The sequence below is a fragment of the Liquorilactobacillus capillatus DSM 19910 genome, assembly GCF_001434915.1.
Lineage (GTDB): Bacteria > Bacillota > Bacilli > Lactobacillales > Lactobacillaceae > Liquorilactobacillus > Liquorilactobacillus capillatus.
The window spans coordinates 57129-73406 of record NZ_AZEF01000007.1 but is presented as its reverse complement, the minus strand read 5'-3'; the positions used below and the strand labels follow the sequence as shown (position 1 = coordinate 73406).

Annotated in this window: 19 protein-coding genes; all 19 read right to left on the bottom strand. The window is 39.9% G+C overall.

The genetic code is table 11. The annotated features are described in order from the left end of the window. Positions 1-21: 21 nt before the first annotated feature. Positions 22-1491 (bottom strand): glucose-6-phosphate dehydrogenase, encoded by a 1470-nt coding sequence (zwf, locus tag FC81_RS01580; RefSeq protein ID WP_057742431.1) that lies wholly within the window; start codon positions 1489-1491, stop codon positions 22-24. 180 nt (positions 1492-1671) lie between these two features. Then, positions 1672-2430, bottom strand: a complete 759-nt coding sequence (gene fabI / locus FC81_RS01575; protein WP_083478712.1) for an enoyl-ACP reductase FabI — start codon at positions 2428-2430, stop codon at positions 1672-1674. 20 nt (positions 2431-2450) lie between these two features. Further along, entirely contained in the window at positions 2451-3239 is a 789-nt protein-coding gene (gene accA, locus FC81_RS01570) for an acetyl-CoA carboxylase carboxyltransferase subunit alpha (protein ID WP_057742429.1), read from the bottom strand. Beyond that, a complete protein-coding gene (accD, locus tag FC81_RS01565; protein WP_057742426.1) occupies positions 3232-4089 on the bottom strand; it encodes an acetyl-CoA carboxylase, carboxyltransferase subunit beta in 858 nt (285 codons plus the stop codon). The genes accA and accD overlap by 8 nt, the downstream gene beginning before the upstream one ends. 2 nt (positions 4090-4091) lie before the next feature. Beyond that, on the bottom strand, positions 4092-5456 hold the full coding sequence (accC, locus tag FC81_RS01560; protein WP_057742423.1) for an acetyl-CoA carboxylase biotin carboxylase subunit: 1365 nt from the start codon (positions 5454-5456) through the stop codon (positions 4092-4094). Between the two features lie 16 nt (positions 5457-5472). Continuing rightward, on the bottom strand, positions 5473-5898 hold the full coding sequence (gene fabZ, locus FC81_RS01555; protein WP_057742420.1) for a 3-hydroxyacyl-ACP dehydratase FabZ: 426 nt from the start codon (positions 5896-5898) through the stop codon (positions 5473-5475). 7 nt (positions 5899-5905) lie between these two features. Further along, the gene (accB, locus tag FC81_RS01550) at positions 5906-6352 is read right to left on the bottom strand and encodes an acetyl-CoA carboxylase biotin carboxyl carrier protein (RefSeq protein ID WP_057742418.1); all 447 of its coding nucleotides are present in this window, start codon (positions 6350-6352) and stop codon (positions 5906-5908) included. A gap of 2 nt (positions 6353-6354) precedes the next feature. Next, on the bottom strand, positions 6355-7590 hold the full coding sequence (gene fabF / locus FC81_RS01545; protein ID WP_057742415.1) for a beta-ketoacyl-ACP synthase II: 1236 nt from the start codon (positions 7588-7590) through the stop codon (positions 6355-6357). 13 nt (positions 7591-7603) lie between these two features. Continuing rightward, positions 7604-8335 (bottom strand): 3-oxoacyl-[acyl-carrier-protein] reductase, encoded by a 732-nt coding sequence (gene fabG, locus FC81_RS01540; RefSeq protein WP_057742411.1) that lies wholly within the window; start codon positions 8333-8335, stop codon positions 7604-7606. A gap of 4 nt (positions 8336-8339) precedes the next feature. Further along, complete coding sequence (locus tag FC81_RS01535) at positions 8340-9278, bottom strand: ACP S-malonyltransferase (protein ID WP_057742409.1); 939 nt, start codon at positions 9276-9278, stop codon at positions 8340-8342. A 23-nt stretch (positions 9279-9301) separates the two neighbouring features. Next, complete coding sequence (locus tag FC81_RS01530; protein WP_057742407.1) at positions 9302-9544, bottom strand: acyl carrier protein; 243 nt, start codon at positions 9542-9544, stop codon at positions 9302-9304. Positions 9545-9571: 27 nt separating this feature from the next. Beyond that, positions 9572-10555 carry a beta-ketoacyl-ACP synthase III gene (locus tag FC81_RS01525; protein ID WP_057742404.1) on the bottom strand — a complete coding sequence of 328 codons (984 nt, stop codon included), beginning with the start codon at positions 10553-10555 and terminating at the stop codon, positions 9572-9574. A gap of 20 nt (positions 10556-10575) precedes the next feature. Beyond that, positions 10576-11016 (bottom strand): MarR family winged helix-turn-helix transcriptional regulator, encoded by a 441-nt coding sequence (locus FC81_RS01520; RefSeq protein WP_057742402.1) that lies wholly within the window; start codon positions 11014-11016, stop codon positions 10576-10578. Between the two features lie 69 nt (positions 11017-11085). Next, positions 11086-11532 carry a 3-hydroxyacyl-ACP dehydratase FabZ gene (gene fabZ, locus FC81_RS01515; protein ID WP_034987865.1) on the bottom strand — a complete coding sequence of 149 codons (447 nt, stop codon included), beginning with the start codon at positions 11530-11532 and terminating at the stop codon, positions 11086-11088. A 389-nt stretch (positions 11533-11921) separates the two neighbouring features. After that, positions 11922-12287 carry a preprotein translocase subunit YajC gene (gene yajC / locus FC81_RS01510; protein ID WP_057742399.1) on the bottom strand — a complete coding sequence of 122 codons (366 nt, stop codon included), beginning with the start codon at positions 12285-12287 and terminating at the stop codon, positions 11922-11924. Between the two features lie 83 nt (positions 12288-12370). After that, positions 12371-13516, bottom strand: a complete 1146-nt coding sequence (gene tgt / locus FC81_RS01505) for a tRNA guanosine(34) transglycosylase Tgt (RefSeq protein WP_057742395.1) — start codon at positions 13514-13516, stop codon at positions 12371-12373. 30 nt (positions 13517-13546) lie between these two features. Beyond that, positions 13547-14590 (bottom strand): tRNA preQ1(34) S-adenosylmethionine ribosyltransferase-isomerase QueA, encoded by a 1044-nt coding sequence (gene queA / locus FC81_RS01500; protein WP_057742392.1) that lies wholly within the window; start codon positions 14588-14590, stop codon positions 13547-13549. Positions 14591-14622: 32 nt separating this feature from the next. Beyond that, positions 14623-15624, bottom strand: a complete 1002-nt coding sequence (gene ruvB, locus FC81_RS01495) for a Holliday junction branch migration DNA helicase RuvB (protein ID WP_057742390.1) — start codon at positions 15622-15624, stop codon at positions 14623-14625. Positions 15625-15641: 17 nt separating this feature from the next. Next, positions 15642-16259: a Holliday junction branch migration protein RuvA gene (gene ruvA, locus FC81_RS01490; RefSeq protein ID WP_057742387.1), complete on the bottom strand. Its 618-nt coding sequence runs from the start codon at positions 16257-16259 to the stop codon at positions 15642-15644. Positions 16260-16278 lie beyond the last annotated feature (19 nt).

Below are 16278 nucleotides of genomic sequence, written 5' to 3'. Positions count from 1 at the left end.
TTTACTTGTTTGTTTTTTTAGCTAATTTTCTTCACCGTTCACGGTAAAAACCCATTTGTGACCATCGCGGACCAATAAATCATCCGCTACTTTAGGCCCCATTGAACCGCTAGCATATTCAGCTAATGAATCCTGCTGCTGATCCCATGTACTACGAATAGCATCAACGAACTTCCATGAGTATGCAACTTCTTCCCAATGTGTAAAGTTCGTTGCATTCCCGCGTAAAGCGTCTAAAATTAGTTTTTCATACGCTTCCGGAATCTGTACCTTATTATCTTTCACTTGTAACAAGTCCATTTTCTGAACCTGTAAACCAAAATCCTGACCAATCTGCTTGACGTTCATCTGCAGATAAATCTCACCTTTTGGCTCAACAATTATTGTCAAAATATTCTTACCCAGCTTTGCACTTCCAAAAATATTCTTGGGAATATCCTTAAAGACGATATCGATACGGGTCGTCTTTTTAGCCAAGCGTTTACCAGTTCTAATATAAATTGGAACACCTGCAAAATTCTCGTTATTAACGAACAGCTTTCCAGCTACAAAGGTTTCCGTCCGTGAATCATCCGCAATCTTTTCTTCTTGCCGATATCCCTTAAGCTCATTAGTCCCTGTATACTGAGCCCGTACAAAATTATTTTTTACCTGTTCGGGCGTATAAACTTGCAATGCTTTCAAAGCATCAAGCTTTTCACGTCTAATATCGCTCTCGGTATAAGAAGCCGGCATATTCATTGTTAGCAGTGAGACAATTTGTAAAATATGATTTTGAACCATATCACGTAAAGCCCCAGCTGTTTCATAATAACCAGCACGTTCTTCCACGCCTAGTGCTTCGCTTAATGTAATCTGTATATTATCAATATACCGATTATTCCACAGAGAACGGAAAAGATTATTGCCAAAACGAACAGCTGCAATATTCTGAATCATTTCTTTACCAAGGTAATGGTCAATTCTAAAAACAGACTTTTCAGTAAAATAGGACCCAATTGCATTGTTTAGTTCCTTGGCACTTGTTAAATCATGTCCAAATGGTTTCTCAATTATCAAACGATTATAACCATTGTCTGTTACTATATGCTGTGATTTTAAGTGCTTCGCAATCGTTCCGAAAAAACGTGGCGACATTGCCAAATAAAATAAACGATTGCCACCAATATGATACTTTTGATCCAGTTGTTGCGCCAACTTCCGCAGAGTTACATAATGCTCTGTATCATTGACGTTGTGCGACTGGTAATAAAAATGCTGTGCAAAATTAGCCACATCTTCTTCAGACTCATGCTCCGCAGTTACCGCTTCTCTTACGACTTCTTGAAAATATTCATCAGTCCACGGACGGCGTGCCGTCCCGATCACGGCAAAGTTATCTCTCAAAAAGCCCTTTTTATATAGTTCAAACAACGACGGATATAATTTTCGCTTTGCGAGATCCCCTGTTCCACCGAAAATAATAAAGAGTGCCTGTTGTTTAGTATCCATAATTATCTGCACCACTTTCACTTAATATCTTTACACCCATACACACACTAGTGTACTTGCAAAATAATGTTTTAACAAGTATCAGATATGCTTTTAAAGCTTATGTAGTATCTGAAAAGCGTAAGAATTAGGTAATTCATTAAGTTTCAAGATCTCTCTAGTGAAACAAAGAATAATTAATTAAATTAAATGAACACCCTTATCAACGTAAATAACATCACCGACAACCCCAGTTGATAGATCACTTACTAAAAATGATGCTGCTCCACCAATTTGGTCAGTTGTTACTGATTCACCGTCAACTGTTCTTTCACGAGATAAACGTAACAAATCCCCATGATCCTTAACTCCTGTAACAGCTAAGGTCTTAACAGCACCGGCAGAGATTGCATTAACTCTAACACCATACTTAGCCATGTCACGTGCAAGATACCTTACATTAGCTTCTAGTGCAGCTTTAGCAACACCCATAACATTGTAATTAGGAATAGCTCGTTCTGATCCAAAATAGGTCAGTGTAACAATACTCCCAGGATTATTTAATATCTTAATCCCGTATTTTGCAACAGCGATCAATGAATAAGCTGAAATATTCTGTGCCAATGCATAGCCTTCACGACTAGCATTCATAATATCACCAGAAAGTTCATCTTTTTTAGCGAAAGCAATTGCATGAACGATCCCATCAACCTTGCCAAATTTTTCTGCTACTTGCGCAAATGCTTTTTCGATACTTTCGTCACTAGAAACATCACATTCAACTAAGCGACTCTCATCTTCAACTAAGCGCAACAAGCTTTTCTTTAACCGTTCATTTTGATACGTGAAAATAAGTTCTGCACCATTATCAAGCATTGATTGCGCGCAACCCCAAGCAATACTTCGTTTATTTGCAGCTCCCATAATCAGAATTTTTTTACCGCTTAATAATTTATCCACTTTTTAAACCTCCATCAAAACTAGAACTGGCGGAACCGTTGATGACGCTTTTCAACTAGCTCAGATGGCGTCAACTTCTCCAAATCAGTCAATTCTTTTTGTAATATTTTCTTTACAGCTTTAAATACACGTTTGTGAGACCGTGATTCTGGGATTATCCCATCAATCACATGTTGTTCGAGTAGTTTTGTCGGTGTCAACTGCATCACTTCAGCTGCTTCGTCAGCACGACTGCTATCTTTCCATAAAATAGCTGCAAATCCTTCAGGCGATAAAACTGTATACATACTATTTTCAAACATCCAGACACGATCGCCGCACGCTAAAGCAAGGGCCCCACCACTACCAGCTTCACCGTAAATTATTGAAATTACAGGTGTTTTTACACTGCTGATCTCAAGTAAGTTGCGTGCAATAGCTTCGCCTTGGCCATTCTCTTCCGCTGATTTGCCTGGATACGCACCAGCAGTATTAATCAATGCAACCACAGGACGACTAAACTTTTCCGCTTGCTTGATCAGCCGTAATGATTTTCGGTAACCTGATGGTTCAGGACAGCCGAAGTGAGTTCGTAAACGTTCTTCTGCTGATTTCCCCTTATTTGTTGCGAGAACTGTTACCGGCTGATTATTAAATTCAGCCACACCACCAACGATTGCAGCATCATCCTCTGCTGAGCGATCCCCATGGAATTCCATGAAATTACTAAAAATACCTTCAATCAACTCATAAGCAGACATCTTTTCTTCACTGCGAGCATTAGCAACAATCTGTGCTGCTGTTTTTTTCTTATCAAGTAAACTAACCATTTGCACCACGTCCTTTGCTGTGCAGTTCAAGTAGCCATGCAAGTTTTTCCTTCATATCTTTTCGTGCAACGATCGCATCGATAAATCCATGTTCAAGCACACGTTCGACATCCTGCAGGTCATTTGGAACTTTCTGATGCGTTGTTTGTTCAATTACCCGTTTACCAGCAAAACCAACCAAAGCCCGTGGCTCAGCTAAGATAATGTCACCTTGCATTGCGAAACTAGCAGTTACACCACCAGTTGTTGGATCTGTCAAAACGGTGATATATAATAACCCAGCATCTGCATGCCGTTTAACCGCCTGTGAGATCTTAGCCATCTGCATAAGCGAGAAGATACCTTCTTGCATTCTTGCACCACCTGATGCAGTGAATAACACAACGGGTAAACTTTGACGAGTTGCGCGTTCAAACAAACGGGTTATTTTTTCACCAGTGATCGTTCCCATTGAACCCATAATAAAGTCTGGGTCCATAATGCCTAACGCTGCAGACTGACCATTTATTTTAGCAATTCCCGTCAAGACAGAATCGTTTAAGCCGGTCTGAACACGTGCCTTGGCAAGCTTTTTCTGGTAGTTGGGAAAATGCAATGGATCGCTTGTTTCAAGGGAATCGTCAATTTCCGAGAAAGAATCCACCAACCACTTCAAACGTTCGCGTGCTGTAATTCTAAAGCCATACCCACAATTAGGACAAACTTGGTAGACACCTAAGTCTTTATGGTAGAAAGACTGGTGGCACTTCGGACATGCGATCCACATCCCTGAAGGAACTCGTTCGCCTGCTTTTTTATCAGCTTTAATATGCTTATGACCTAACGTTTTTAACTCATCAAATAATTGCACGCTTAGACCTCCTTCTTCCATCTTGGCAGGAAGGTTTTCTCAAGGTAATCCGTTGTTACTCGTCCATTCTTAAAAGTATCATCATCAAGTAACGCTAAGTGAAAAGCTTGGTTCGTTGTAATTCCATCAATCAACATTTCATTTAGAAGTCGTTTGATCTTCTGAATTGCTTCATTACGATTATTGCCTAACGCAATTACTTTAGCAACCATTGAATCATAGAAAGGTGAGATTTTAGCACCAGCATATAAAGCCGAATCGATCCGCATCCCCAGATTACCAACTGGGAAGTAAAGATAGTTGACCTTACCTACAGATGGCGCAAAATTATGTGCTGGATCTTCAGCATTAATACGACACTCAATAGCATGACCTTGACAGTGAATATCTTCCTGTTTAAAAGGTAATACTTCACCCGCTGCCACACCAACTTGCACCTTGACTAGATCAACTCCCGTAACCATCTCAGTTATTGTATGTTCAACCTGAATTCGCGTATTCATTTCCATAAAGTAGAAATTATGGTCTTTATCCATCAAGAATTCAATTGTCCCTGTATTAACATAACCAATTGCATTGGCTGCTCTAACTGCAATTTTACCTAAGAAGTGCCGTTGTTCTTCTGTAATTAACTCACACGGGCTCTCCTCGATGACTTTTTGCTTATTACGTTGAACAGAACAGTCTCGTTCTGGGAAATAAACAGCGTTATTATGCTGGTCACGAAAAATCTGAACCTCGATATGCTTGACATCTTCCATGATCTTCTCTAAATACATCCTTGCATCACCAAAAGAAACAACTGCTTCTTGCTGGGCTTCTTCAAAGTTGCTTTGCAACTGATCTTCACTATCAACTCTGCGGATCCCTTTACCACCACCACCGGCAGCAGCTTTTAATAAGACTGGGTAACCCACCTTATCAGCCGCTTTCTTAGCTTCAGCTACATCTGCAACGAATCCTTCACTACCAGGAATAACCGGTACACCGCTTGCTCGCATTTGTTCACGCGCATTGGCCTTATTTCCCATTAAATCAATTGTTTCTGATTTAGGGCCGATAAAGGTCAGACCGCAAGCTTCGCACATCTCAACGAACTGACTATTTTCAGATAAAAACCCAAAACCGGGATGAATTGCTTCAGCACCGGTTCCAACGGCTGCACTCAAGATATTTTTCATATTTAAATACGATGCTTGCGGCCGTGCAGTTCCAACACAAACAGCTTCATCAGCTAATTGGACATGCAAACTTTCACGATCAACATCAGAATAAATCGCTACTGATTTGATGCCTAATTCTTTTAGTGAGCGAATAATGCGGACAGCAATCTCACCACGGTTAGCTACTAGAACTTTTTTAAACATCAAATCACCCCTAAACTTAACCAATCATAAATGTCAGTTCTGCAGTACATACTTTCTTACCTTCAACAGTTGCTATACCTTTTCCTAGACCCACATTATTTCTAATTTTATCTAATTTCACTTCTAGACGTAATGTATCGCCTGGTCGTACGACACGGCGAAACTTAGCTTCTTTAATTCCGCCAAAATAAGCTGTCTTCCCCTTAAATTCGGGTAGTGTTAATAACGCAACTGCCCCTGTTTGTGCTAATGATTCAACAATTAAGGCGCCAGGTAATACCGGGTTATTAGGAAAATGTCCATTAAAAACCTCTTCATGAATCGTTACGTTCCTTTTAGCCACGGCCATCTCGCCCGGAACAAGCTCATCGACACGGTCAATTAATAACATTGGATAGCGATGCGGAATAATTTTCTTTATTTCAGTGATATCTAAAACCATACTATTTTTATGCCTCCTCAATCTCAAAAAGAGGTTGCCCAAATTCAACTAATTCTTCATTTTTAACTAGGGTCTTAGTAATAACACCCTCGGCTTCACTCTTGATCTCAGTCATCATCTTCATTGCTTCAATGATACAAACAACATCACCCTTATGAACGTTATCTCCTACCTTAACAAAAGGTGGGTTGGTAGGTTCTGATTGTAAGTAGACACTTCCAACCATTGGGGAATCAATCGTTTTACCAATCTTTTCATCATTTTTCTCTTCAATTGGGAATGACTGATTACTCTCAGCTCTTTGAAGTGGTTCATTGTTTGGTATCACTGCCTGCGGCTGAACGTTTTCGTTTTTACTTAAGCGAATATGAAAGTCACCTGTAGTAATCTCTAATTCACGACTAGGTGAATCATTGAAATTCGCAATTAGTTCTTGTATTTCTTTATAATTCAATCCTACTCACTCCATTTTCTAAATGCTAATACTGCATTATGGCCACCAAAGCCCAATGAATTACTGATTGCATATTCAAGTTCTGGTGCACTTTCAGCATTCTCCGTCACGACGTTAACAGTGCATTCAGGATCTTGTTTCTTTAGACCGACATTAGCTGGCAGTTGACCTTGTGCAAGTGCTGCAACTGTAATAACAGCTTCGATCGCTCCAGCAGCTCCTAGTAAATGTCCGGTCATGCTTTTAGTACTGCTGACCTTAACTGGGCTATCAACCCCAAAGACACGGTTAATGGCCTTAGCTTCACCTGAATCATTAGCGTGTGTTGCTGTCCCGTGAGCATTGATATATCCAACTTCTTTAGGTGTCACACCTGCTTCAGAAATTGCTTCCTGCATTGCTCTTGCAGCTCCTTCACCCGTTGGATCTGGTGAAGTCATATGAAAGGCATCACAGGTACTTCCGTAACCAACAATTTCCCCTAAAACTTTAGCACCACGTTCTTGTGCATGCTCTAAGCTTTCCAAAACTAAGGTTGCTCCACCTTCACCCATAACAAAGCCCGAACGATCTTCATCAAATGGTAATGAAGCTCGTGTTGGATCAGTTTCTTTAGACAATGCTGTTAAAGCAGCAAATCCAGCGATTCCAATCTCATTAACTGATGCCTCTGAACCACCAGTCAACATTACTTTAGCTCTGCCTTCTTTAATCTGACGATAAGCTTCACCGATTGCATTGGTACCTGAAGAACAAGCCGTAACAATGGCAGTACAGATATTTTTGGCTTTAAATTGTAACGCAATATTACCAGCAGCCATATTTACAATTGAGGTTGGCACAAACAAAGGTGAGACTCTTTGCGGACCTTTTTTATTCATCTTGGTAACCTGTTCTTGAATAGTTGTTAAACCACCAATACCAGAACCATAAATCACACCCATATCGTATTCATCGGTGTTCTCACTATTGATTCCAGCTTGTTCAACTGCCGCAATAGCACTGTCAACAGCATACTGTGAGAATAAGTCCATCCGTTTTGCTGCTTTCTTACCGACGCGAAGTTTTGGATCAAAATCCTTAACTTCACCTGCAATTGTAATCCCTGTTTCACTTGCATCAAATTTGCTAATCTTATTAAAACCAATTTTACCCGCAAAAATATTTTTTAGAAATGTAGCCGTATCATTACCTACAGGAGTAACGGCGCCCATTCCCGTAATTACCACTCTACTCATCGATAAAACCCTCCTAGATCGTCATTCCGCCATCAATCGTGATAACCTGTCCCGTGATGTAATCACTTTTAGCTAAGAAAACTGCTGTTTCTGCTACTTCAACAGGCTCACCAAAACGTTGCAGCGGAATATCTTTTACCATCTGGTCCTTGATCTTCTGGCTAACTTCAGCCGTCATATCACTATTAATCATCCCTGGTGCAATCGCATTGCAGCGAATTCCACGGAGTGCACCTTCACGCGCGATCGTTTTAGTTAAGCCAATAATCCCAGCTTTGCTAGCTGCATAATTTGCTTGACCAAGATTCCCGTGTAAGCCGACAATACTTGCCAGATTAATAATAACGCCGCTGCGCTGACGCGACATTTTCTTAAGGATTCCCTGCGTTACGTTGAATGTCCCCACAAGATTAACGTCGATTACCCGTCGAAAATCCTTCTCTTTCATTCCGATCATTAACTTATCTGCTGTAATACCGGCATTATTAACTAGAATATCAAGTTTATCAAACTCATCAAAAATTTCTGTCTGCATTTTCTTGACGTCATCAGTTTGTGAAACATCACCTAACGCAATTTTACACTGTACACCCTGTGCTTTGATTTTCTCAATCAATTCAGGTGAGATCTCCTTGCGTCCATTTAAGATAACATTACAGCCTTCTTGGGCAAATTGAAGTGCAATTGCAGCCCCAATTCCACGAGAACTACCAGTAATAAAAGCATTCTTTCCTTTTAATTCCATAGTATCAGCCTCGACTTGCTTCAATAAATTTTTGGTAATTAGTTTGACTATCAATGTGATAGCGTTCAATGTCTCTGTTAATCTGCTTCGTAAATTTGCTTAATGTTTGACCCGGCCCGATTTCAACAACCGTATCAATTCCTAATACTGCAATCATGTAGTCGACACACTGATAAAAATGTGTCGGTGTTATCAATTGTTGTGTCAAAACTTCTTGCATCTGATCAGCTATAAAAGGTTGTGCTGTCGTGTTACTAATCACTGGTACAGTTGTTTTTTCAAACCGCACGTTAGCAAGACGTCGTCCCATCAAAGTACTTGCTTTTTTAAAAAGCGGGGTATGGAACGCCCCGCTAACCTTTAATGGAATAACATTTTTAACTTCTTGCTCATGAAATAGCTTAATCGCACGATCAACAGCTGCTTTATTACCGCCGATAACAACCTGCTTAGGTGAATTATAATTTGCAGGACACACAACTTCAGTTGCTGTACTGGCTTCTTGACAGACCTTTTTGATAAGTTCAATATCCGTCTTCAAAACCGCTACCATCGCACCATCAGTTTCCTCTGCATCACTTTGCATATATGTTGCACGGTCTTTTAAAACCTGCATACCATCCTTAAAATTCAAACTTCCAGCTGCTATCAAAGCTGAGTACTCTCCCAAACTCAAACCAACCATACCGCGAACATTCAGCTGCGGAAGATCTCTCTTAAGCATTCGGGTTATCCCCAGGCTCATAGCAACAATAGCGGGTTGCACGTAGACGGTCTGTGCCAACTCATTATTTTCGTTGCGGTAAATAGCTTTAAGGTCCATCCCAGTCAGTTCAGCTGCTTCGTCAATCGCTGCACGATATTCCTGATCTGATTCATATAAGTCCAACCCCATTTGGCTGTACTGAGCACCTTGTCCGCTAAATAAAAAGCCTATTTTCATAATCCAAGAACTCCCTTAAATTATTATTTTGCTTCGACTTCTTTTTTTACGTATGCAACAACATCTTTAATTGTCTTTACGCCTTCATCTGCTTCAAGTTTGATATCTAATTCATCTTCAAGTTCATTCATGATTTCAAAAACATCTAAGCTATCTGCTTCAAGGTCTTCTTTGATATCTGAATCCATTTTAACCTTGTCTGCATCTACATCTAATTGTTCAACCACGATATCTTTTACTTTGTTAAAAATTTCTTGTTCTGTCATTTTAATACACTCCTGTTTTTTTTATTTTTAGTATTTAATAATTTGTGTTCCGACTGTTAACCCACCGCCAAAACCGCTTAAGACAATTACTTGCCCACGTTTAAGTGTCTTATTTGTAATCAATTCATCTAAGAGAAGCGGGACACTTGCAGCGGAAGTATTACCATATTCAGCAATGTTCATTGGGAACTTCGCTAATGGTTGTTCTAAGCGTTTAGCGATCTGGGTAACGATCCGTGAATTAGCTTGATGTAAAACAAAATAATCGACTTGGTCTAAAGTTACTCCCGCTTTGGCCACTGCTTCTTCAATTGATAACGGGACTTTATGTGTCGCAAACTTATAAACATCTCTTCCAGACATTGAAAAGGCCTTGATTTGATGCTCACCTGTCATAGGAAAAGCTGTCAGTGCTTCAGTCTTTCCCGCCTCCAACTTATCACCTAATTCACCATAAGTATGCAAACTAGAAGCGATAAAGCGGCTCTCACTGTCATCCTGTTGTTCTAACAACATCCCAGCCGCTCCGTCACCAAACAAAACAGCTGTCGTCCGGTCACTCCAATCAATAACTTTTGACAAGACTTCTCCACCAATTAGCATGACCCGCTTACAAGCTGTATTCGAAGACCCCATAAATTTTTCAGCTACATTTAAACCATAGATAAAGCCAGAACACGCAGCACTAACATCAAATGCTATTGCATTATGTGCGCCGATCTTACCCTGAACTAACGCAGCCGTTGCAGGCGTATAACTGTCTGGCGACATAGTCGCAACTATCAGCAAATCAATTGATGCAGCATCCCAGCCACTCTTTTCAAGCAGTAGTTTTGCCACATTAAAACACAATTGTGAAGTATTCTCATTAACACTGACGTGCCGCTGTTTAATACCTGTCCGACTGCTGATCCATTCATCTGAAGTATCCATAATCTGACTTAAATCATCATTGGTTACAACTTTAGCTGGAACATAGCTAGCAGTCTTGACAACTTTAATTGTCTCCAATATGCTGTCTACTCCTTAATTTACGAATGCTCCCTAAGAAAATCCTCTAGGTTACAAACGGCTTTTTCGATCGTTTCTATTTCTTCTGGTTCAAGATCTTTCAAAAAGCTCCGAACCATCATACGGTGAAAAGCATCATGTGCTCGGTACATAAGACGTCCCTTTTTAGTTAGCCCGAGTCGAACAACACGACGGTCATCACTGCACCGAATCCGCGTCACGTAATTCTTCTTACTTAACCGATCAATAGTCGAAGTAAGTGTACCTGGCGTCAAGTGCAATTCTTTTGCTACTTGCGATGCCGTTTTTTTATCATACATTGTTATTGCATTAATTGCATGCATTTCTTTGATAGAGACGTCTTTAAAATGACTTCTTTTCAGTTCATGTTCCTCAATCCAAAGAATGTCATTATAAATCCTTACAAGGGAATCATTGATTGTTTTTACTTGGTTTTCCATGTGTTCAATGTTCGTCCTTATCCAACTTCAATTTAACTGCAATTCGAGAACGAAATATCACGATTAAAATCAGATCTTCTCGTCTCGATTTGCCACGATAAACATCAGTTCAGCTGCACATGCTGTTTTTCCATCAACAACCGCTTTCGTTTCTACGATTCCCATATTTTCCCGTTTCTTTGTCAAGGTAATATGTAGCTTAAGCACATCCCCTGGACGAACAACTCGTCGGAACTTAGCTTTGTGAATTGCTCCCAGATAGGCTGTCTTCCCAACAAACTCAGGCGATTTCAAAATTAAAATCGAAGCCGCTTGTGCCAGAGTTTCAATAATCAATACCCCAGGCATTACTGGATTACCTGGAAAATGACCCCTAAAGAAGGATTCATTAATCGTTACATTTTTTGTAGCGACGATTGACTCACCGGCCTTTAGTTCATCGACATAATCGATATAGATTATTGGAAAGCGGTTAGGAATCAGGTCCATAATTTCTTGTGCATCCATAAGCACCACATTTGTCACCTCACTTATCCCAAAAAGTATTTCGAACATCGAAATATTCGATGATTGAATAATATTACACTCAGCCTAAATTGTCAAATTCTAGCAATATAGTCAGCATAATTTCTCAAAAAGTAAGAGTTGATTAGTTTAACACTTTAATGTGTTTTTAACTAAAAATAACCCTTTTATTCTACTAACTAGTTCGTATCTCTTCTTACAGCCGCAATGGTTAGCCGCTAAACTAAAAAACGACATTCTGCTTACACTGCGATTTAAGAAATACAACTTATTTTTTTCTTAGATTCTGACTAACCAGAATCTCATTTAACTTGCTCACTGCAGAAAACAAAAAAGTGTGCCTGTAAAATTACCTAAGCATCACTTTCTCTAGTATGATCTTAACTTTTCTTTTCTTCATCCTCAGGAGCGCTATCTTCTTCTTCTGATTCCTTTGGAGTCACAGGTGACTTCTTTTCGATCGTTGTACCGCCGTTACTTGCAGCAGGTATAACGCTTGCAATCGCAGATTGTTCGAAAGTCAGAAAAATACCGTCACAATCAAGAGTTACCGTGTGATCAGCGTTATTTATACTATCAACAACACCATGTAATCTTCCGATCGTAATGACAGCATCACCTTTTTTTAAGTTACCTAACATTTCCTGCCGTTTCTGCTGCTGTTTCTTTTGTGGTCTAATCATCATAAAGTACATCAAACCAATTAAAGCAACGAACATTATGATTGTTGGTAATGATCCGTTCATTTTTTTCACTCCCTCTATAAAGCCTGTACATATATAACTTTAACAAAGTTTTAAGTTACTGACTAGGTCTTTAACCAAATTTTTTAAAAGTTTCGTGGGTTTTTACTATTAAACCCGTATTCTTCAAAGAAGCTTTCCCTAAATTCAAGTAAATTATCGTCTTTGATCGCTTGTCGAACTTGCTGCATTAAATGAATCAAGAAATAAAGGTTGTGATAACTAGTTAGACGCAATCCAAAGGTCTCATCTGCTTTAATCAAATGTCTGATATATGCTCTCGAGAAATTACGACAAGTATAGCAATTACACCTATCATCTATCGGACGGAAATCGTGCGCATAGACAGCATTTTTTACTACTAGTCGTCCGTGTGACGTCATACAAGTTCCGTTACGAGCAATTCGTGTTGGTAAGACACAATCAAACATGTCGACCCCACGAATCACACCATCAATCAATGCGTCTGCAGAACCGACTCCCATTAGATACCGGGGTTTATTTTCCGGCAGCATTGGTGTCGTAAATGAAAGAACATGATTCATCTCTGCCTTGCTCTCACCAACAGACAATCCTCCAATTGAATAACCGGGGAAATCCATTGAAACTAAATCATGCGCGCTTTGTGCTCTAAGTGCCTTATGTCCACCACCTTGAACAATTCCAAATAATCCTTGAGTTGCTTCATTTTGGTGAGCTTTTAAGCCTCTTTCAGCCCAACGACTCGTTCGTTCGACGGACTTCTTGATATAATCATACGTCTCAAAAAAGGGTGGGCACTCATCAAAACTCATCATGATATCCGCGCCAAGAGCATTTTCAATTTGAATTGCCTTTTCCGGAGACAGAAAAAGTTTTTCGCCACTTAAATGGCTACGAAAATGAACTCCTTCTTCTGTAATATCTCGCATCTTGGCTAACGAAAAGACCTGAAAACCACCAGAATCAGTTAGTATTCCCTTAGGCCAGTTCATGAACTTATGCAGTCCACCGGCTTCTTTAACAAGTTCTTCACCAGGCCGTAGCCATAGATGATAAGTATTAGAGAGAATAATATTAGCTCCCATTGCATCTAATTCCTCTGGTGCCAGTGATTTCACAGAAGCTTGCGTTCCCACCGGCATAAACATCGGCGTTGGGAAAGCCCCGTGTGGAGTTATGATCTCACCTAATCGGGCACCAGTATGCTTTTCTTTCTTGATCAAACGATATTTGATCGCTGGTTCAGTCATTAAAAGTTCTCCATTTCTTCTTAATTATCGTTATTTAATAAACATTGCATCGCCAAAACTAAAGAAGCGATATTTTTCTTCCACAGCATGTTTATAAGCATTCAAAATATTTGTTCGTCCTGTAAATGCTGAAACAAGCATTACTAAAGTTGATTTAGGTAAATGAAAATTAGTAATAAATGCTTGGACTACTTTCCATTCATAACCTGGTTTAATAAAGATATCTGTCCAACCACTATCCGCACGAATCTCACCATTAAATTTTGTGCCGATCGTTTCCAGCGTTCGTATACTGGTCGTCCCAGTCGCGACAATTTTACCGCCGTTAGCACGAACATCATTTAAAACCTTAGCTGATTCTTCTGAGAGCCGGTAAAATTCACTGTGCATTTTATGATCTTCAATATTTTCAACACTGACGGGCCTAAAGGTTCCCAGGCCAACATGGAGAGTCAGATAAACTAACCGTACACCTTTATCCGCAATTCTTTGCAGCAGTTCTTTGGTAAAGTGCAAACCAGCAGTGGGCGCAGCAGCCGACCCGACTTCACGGGAATACACCGTCTGATACATCTCAGGGTCATCTAGCTTTTCCTTAATATACGGCGGTAAGGGCATTTCACCTAATTGATCAAGAATTTCCATGAAGATTCCGTCATACTCGAATCTGATCATTCGCCCACCATGTTCTAACTCTTTAGTGATAACAGCGCTCAGTTTACCGTCTCCAAAAACGATCCGGGTCCCCACCTTTGCCCTCTTAGCAGGTTTAACTAATGTCTCCCAGTTATCACCTTGGGTATTATTTAATAATAAGACTTCAATATGTCCACCCGTTTCTGGTTTAACACCGTAAATGCGGGCTGGCATAACTCGTGAATCATTCATCACTAATGCATCCCCTGCATTCAACTGATCAATGACATTATAGAAAATATCATCCTTATAAGCGCCCGTTTTACTATCTAAAATAAGCATCCGTGAATGATCACGCTCTTTCAATGGTGTCTGTGCAATCAAATTCTGGGGTAAATCATAATCAAAATCTTCTGTTGTCAAATGTTCTTCTGCCAAAACTTTCACCTTTCTTTAAAAAAGAATCGTTATTATTTTCTAATATATGGCAAGCCTAAATGTTCATATGCAGCTTGCGTCACAACTCTACCACGCGGTGTTCTCTTAATAAAGCCACTTTGCATCAAATATGGTTCAATCATCTCGGTAACTGTCTCGATCTCTTCCCCAATATTAGCCGCAATAGTATTCACACCCACCGGTCCGCCATTATAAAGTTCAATCATTATTTTCAGCATTTTACGATCAGTCTCATCCAGACCATGATCATCAACTTGTAATAAGTTAAGTGCATACTGGACAATCTGCTCGTCAACCTTTTTTTGATGAGCAACTTCTGCAAAGTCACGAACACGCTTCAATAAACGGTTAGCGATCCGCGGTGTTCCTCGTGAACGACGAGCAATCTCATGTGCACCACTTAAACTGATCAGTGTTTGAAAAATATCAGCTGAACGTTCAACGATTTTTGACAGCTCGTCTTCAGTATAATAGTTCATATGTGCAACTATTCCAAAACGGTCACGTAGAGGAGCTGATAGTAGTCCAGCTCTTGTTGTTGCCCCAATCAAAGTAAATGGTGGCAGCGTAAAGTGTACAGGGTGTGCAGTTGGCCCTTGACCAATGACGATATCAACGTAAAAGTCCTCCATTGCAGAGTATAAAACCTCTTCGACTACTTTGGGTAAGCGGTGAATCTCATCAATAAAGAGGACATCACCCGCCTCAAGCTCATTCAAAAGTGCAACTAGATCTCCTGGACGTTCAATTGCAGGACCACTAGTTGTTTTGATAGACACCTTCAGTTCATTTGCAATAATAATTGCTAGCGTAGTTTTCCCCAGTCCTGGAGGCCCATAGAGTAAAACATGGTCGAGCGCTTCTTGACGTTGGCAAGCAGCCTTAATGTACACTTGTAACTCATCTTTAATCTTTTTTTGTCCAATATATTGAGCAAACATCTGCGGCCGCAGTGAACTTTCATGCTCATCATCAACTAAATCACTTGATATTATGCGGTCATCGTCTGACATTTAGACACCTCCTCAAATTACTTGCTGATCAGCAGCCGCAATGCCTCACGTAAATATTCATCAGTTGAGCTGCCCTTAAATTGTACCAGTTTCTTACTAATTCGTTTAACTTCTGTCTTAGTATACCCTAAGGCTGTCAATGCCGCGATACTTTCTTCAAAATACTGATTGGCCCCACCACTATGCGTAGCTAAGTCTAAGCCCTGCTGCCCAATCAAATCTGTCTGTGTAGCATCCACATCCATTTTTCCCTTTAAGTCTAATACAATTTGTTTAGCTGTCTTTTTACCCACACCTGGGAATTTGGTTAAGTAACCGATATCCTCATTATCAATTGCAGTGACTAGTCCTTGATGATCATCATTAGCTAAAATAGCAAGTGCACTCTTAGGTCCGATCCCCGAAACATTAAGTAGTTTAACAAAAATGCTTTTTTCATTTAGATCCCAAAAACCGTAAAGTGTAATATCATTTTCCCTTACAGCTTGATAAATATACACCTTTACCTCACTTTGCTCATCTACTTGATACCTGAAAGGATTAGAAACATAAACTTGATAGCCAATCATCCCAACCTCTACCACAATATAGTAAGGTGTGACTTCTGTTATCTTACCTCTGAAATATTCGTACATCTATTCTTCCTTCCTCAAA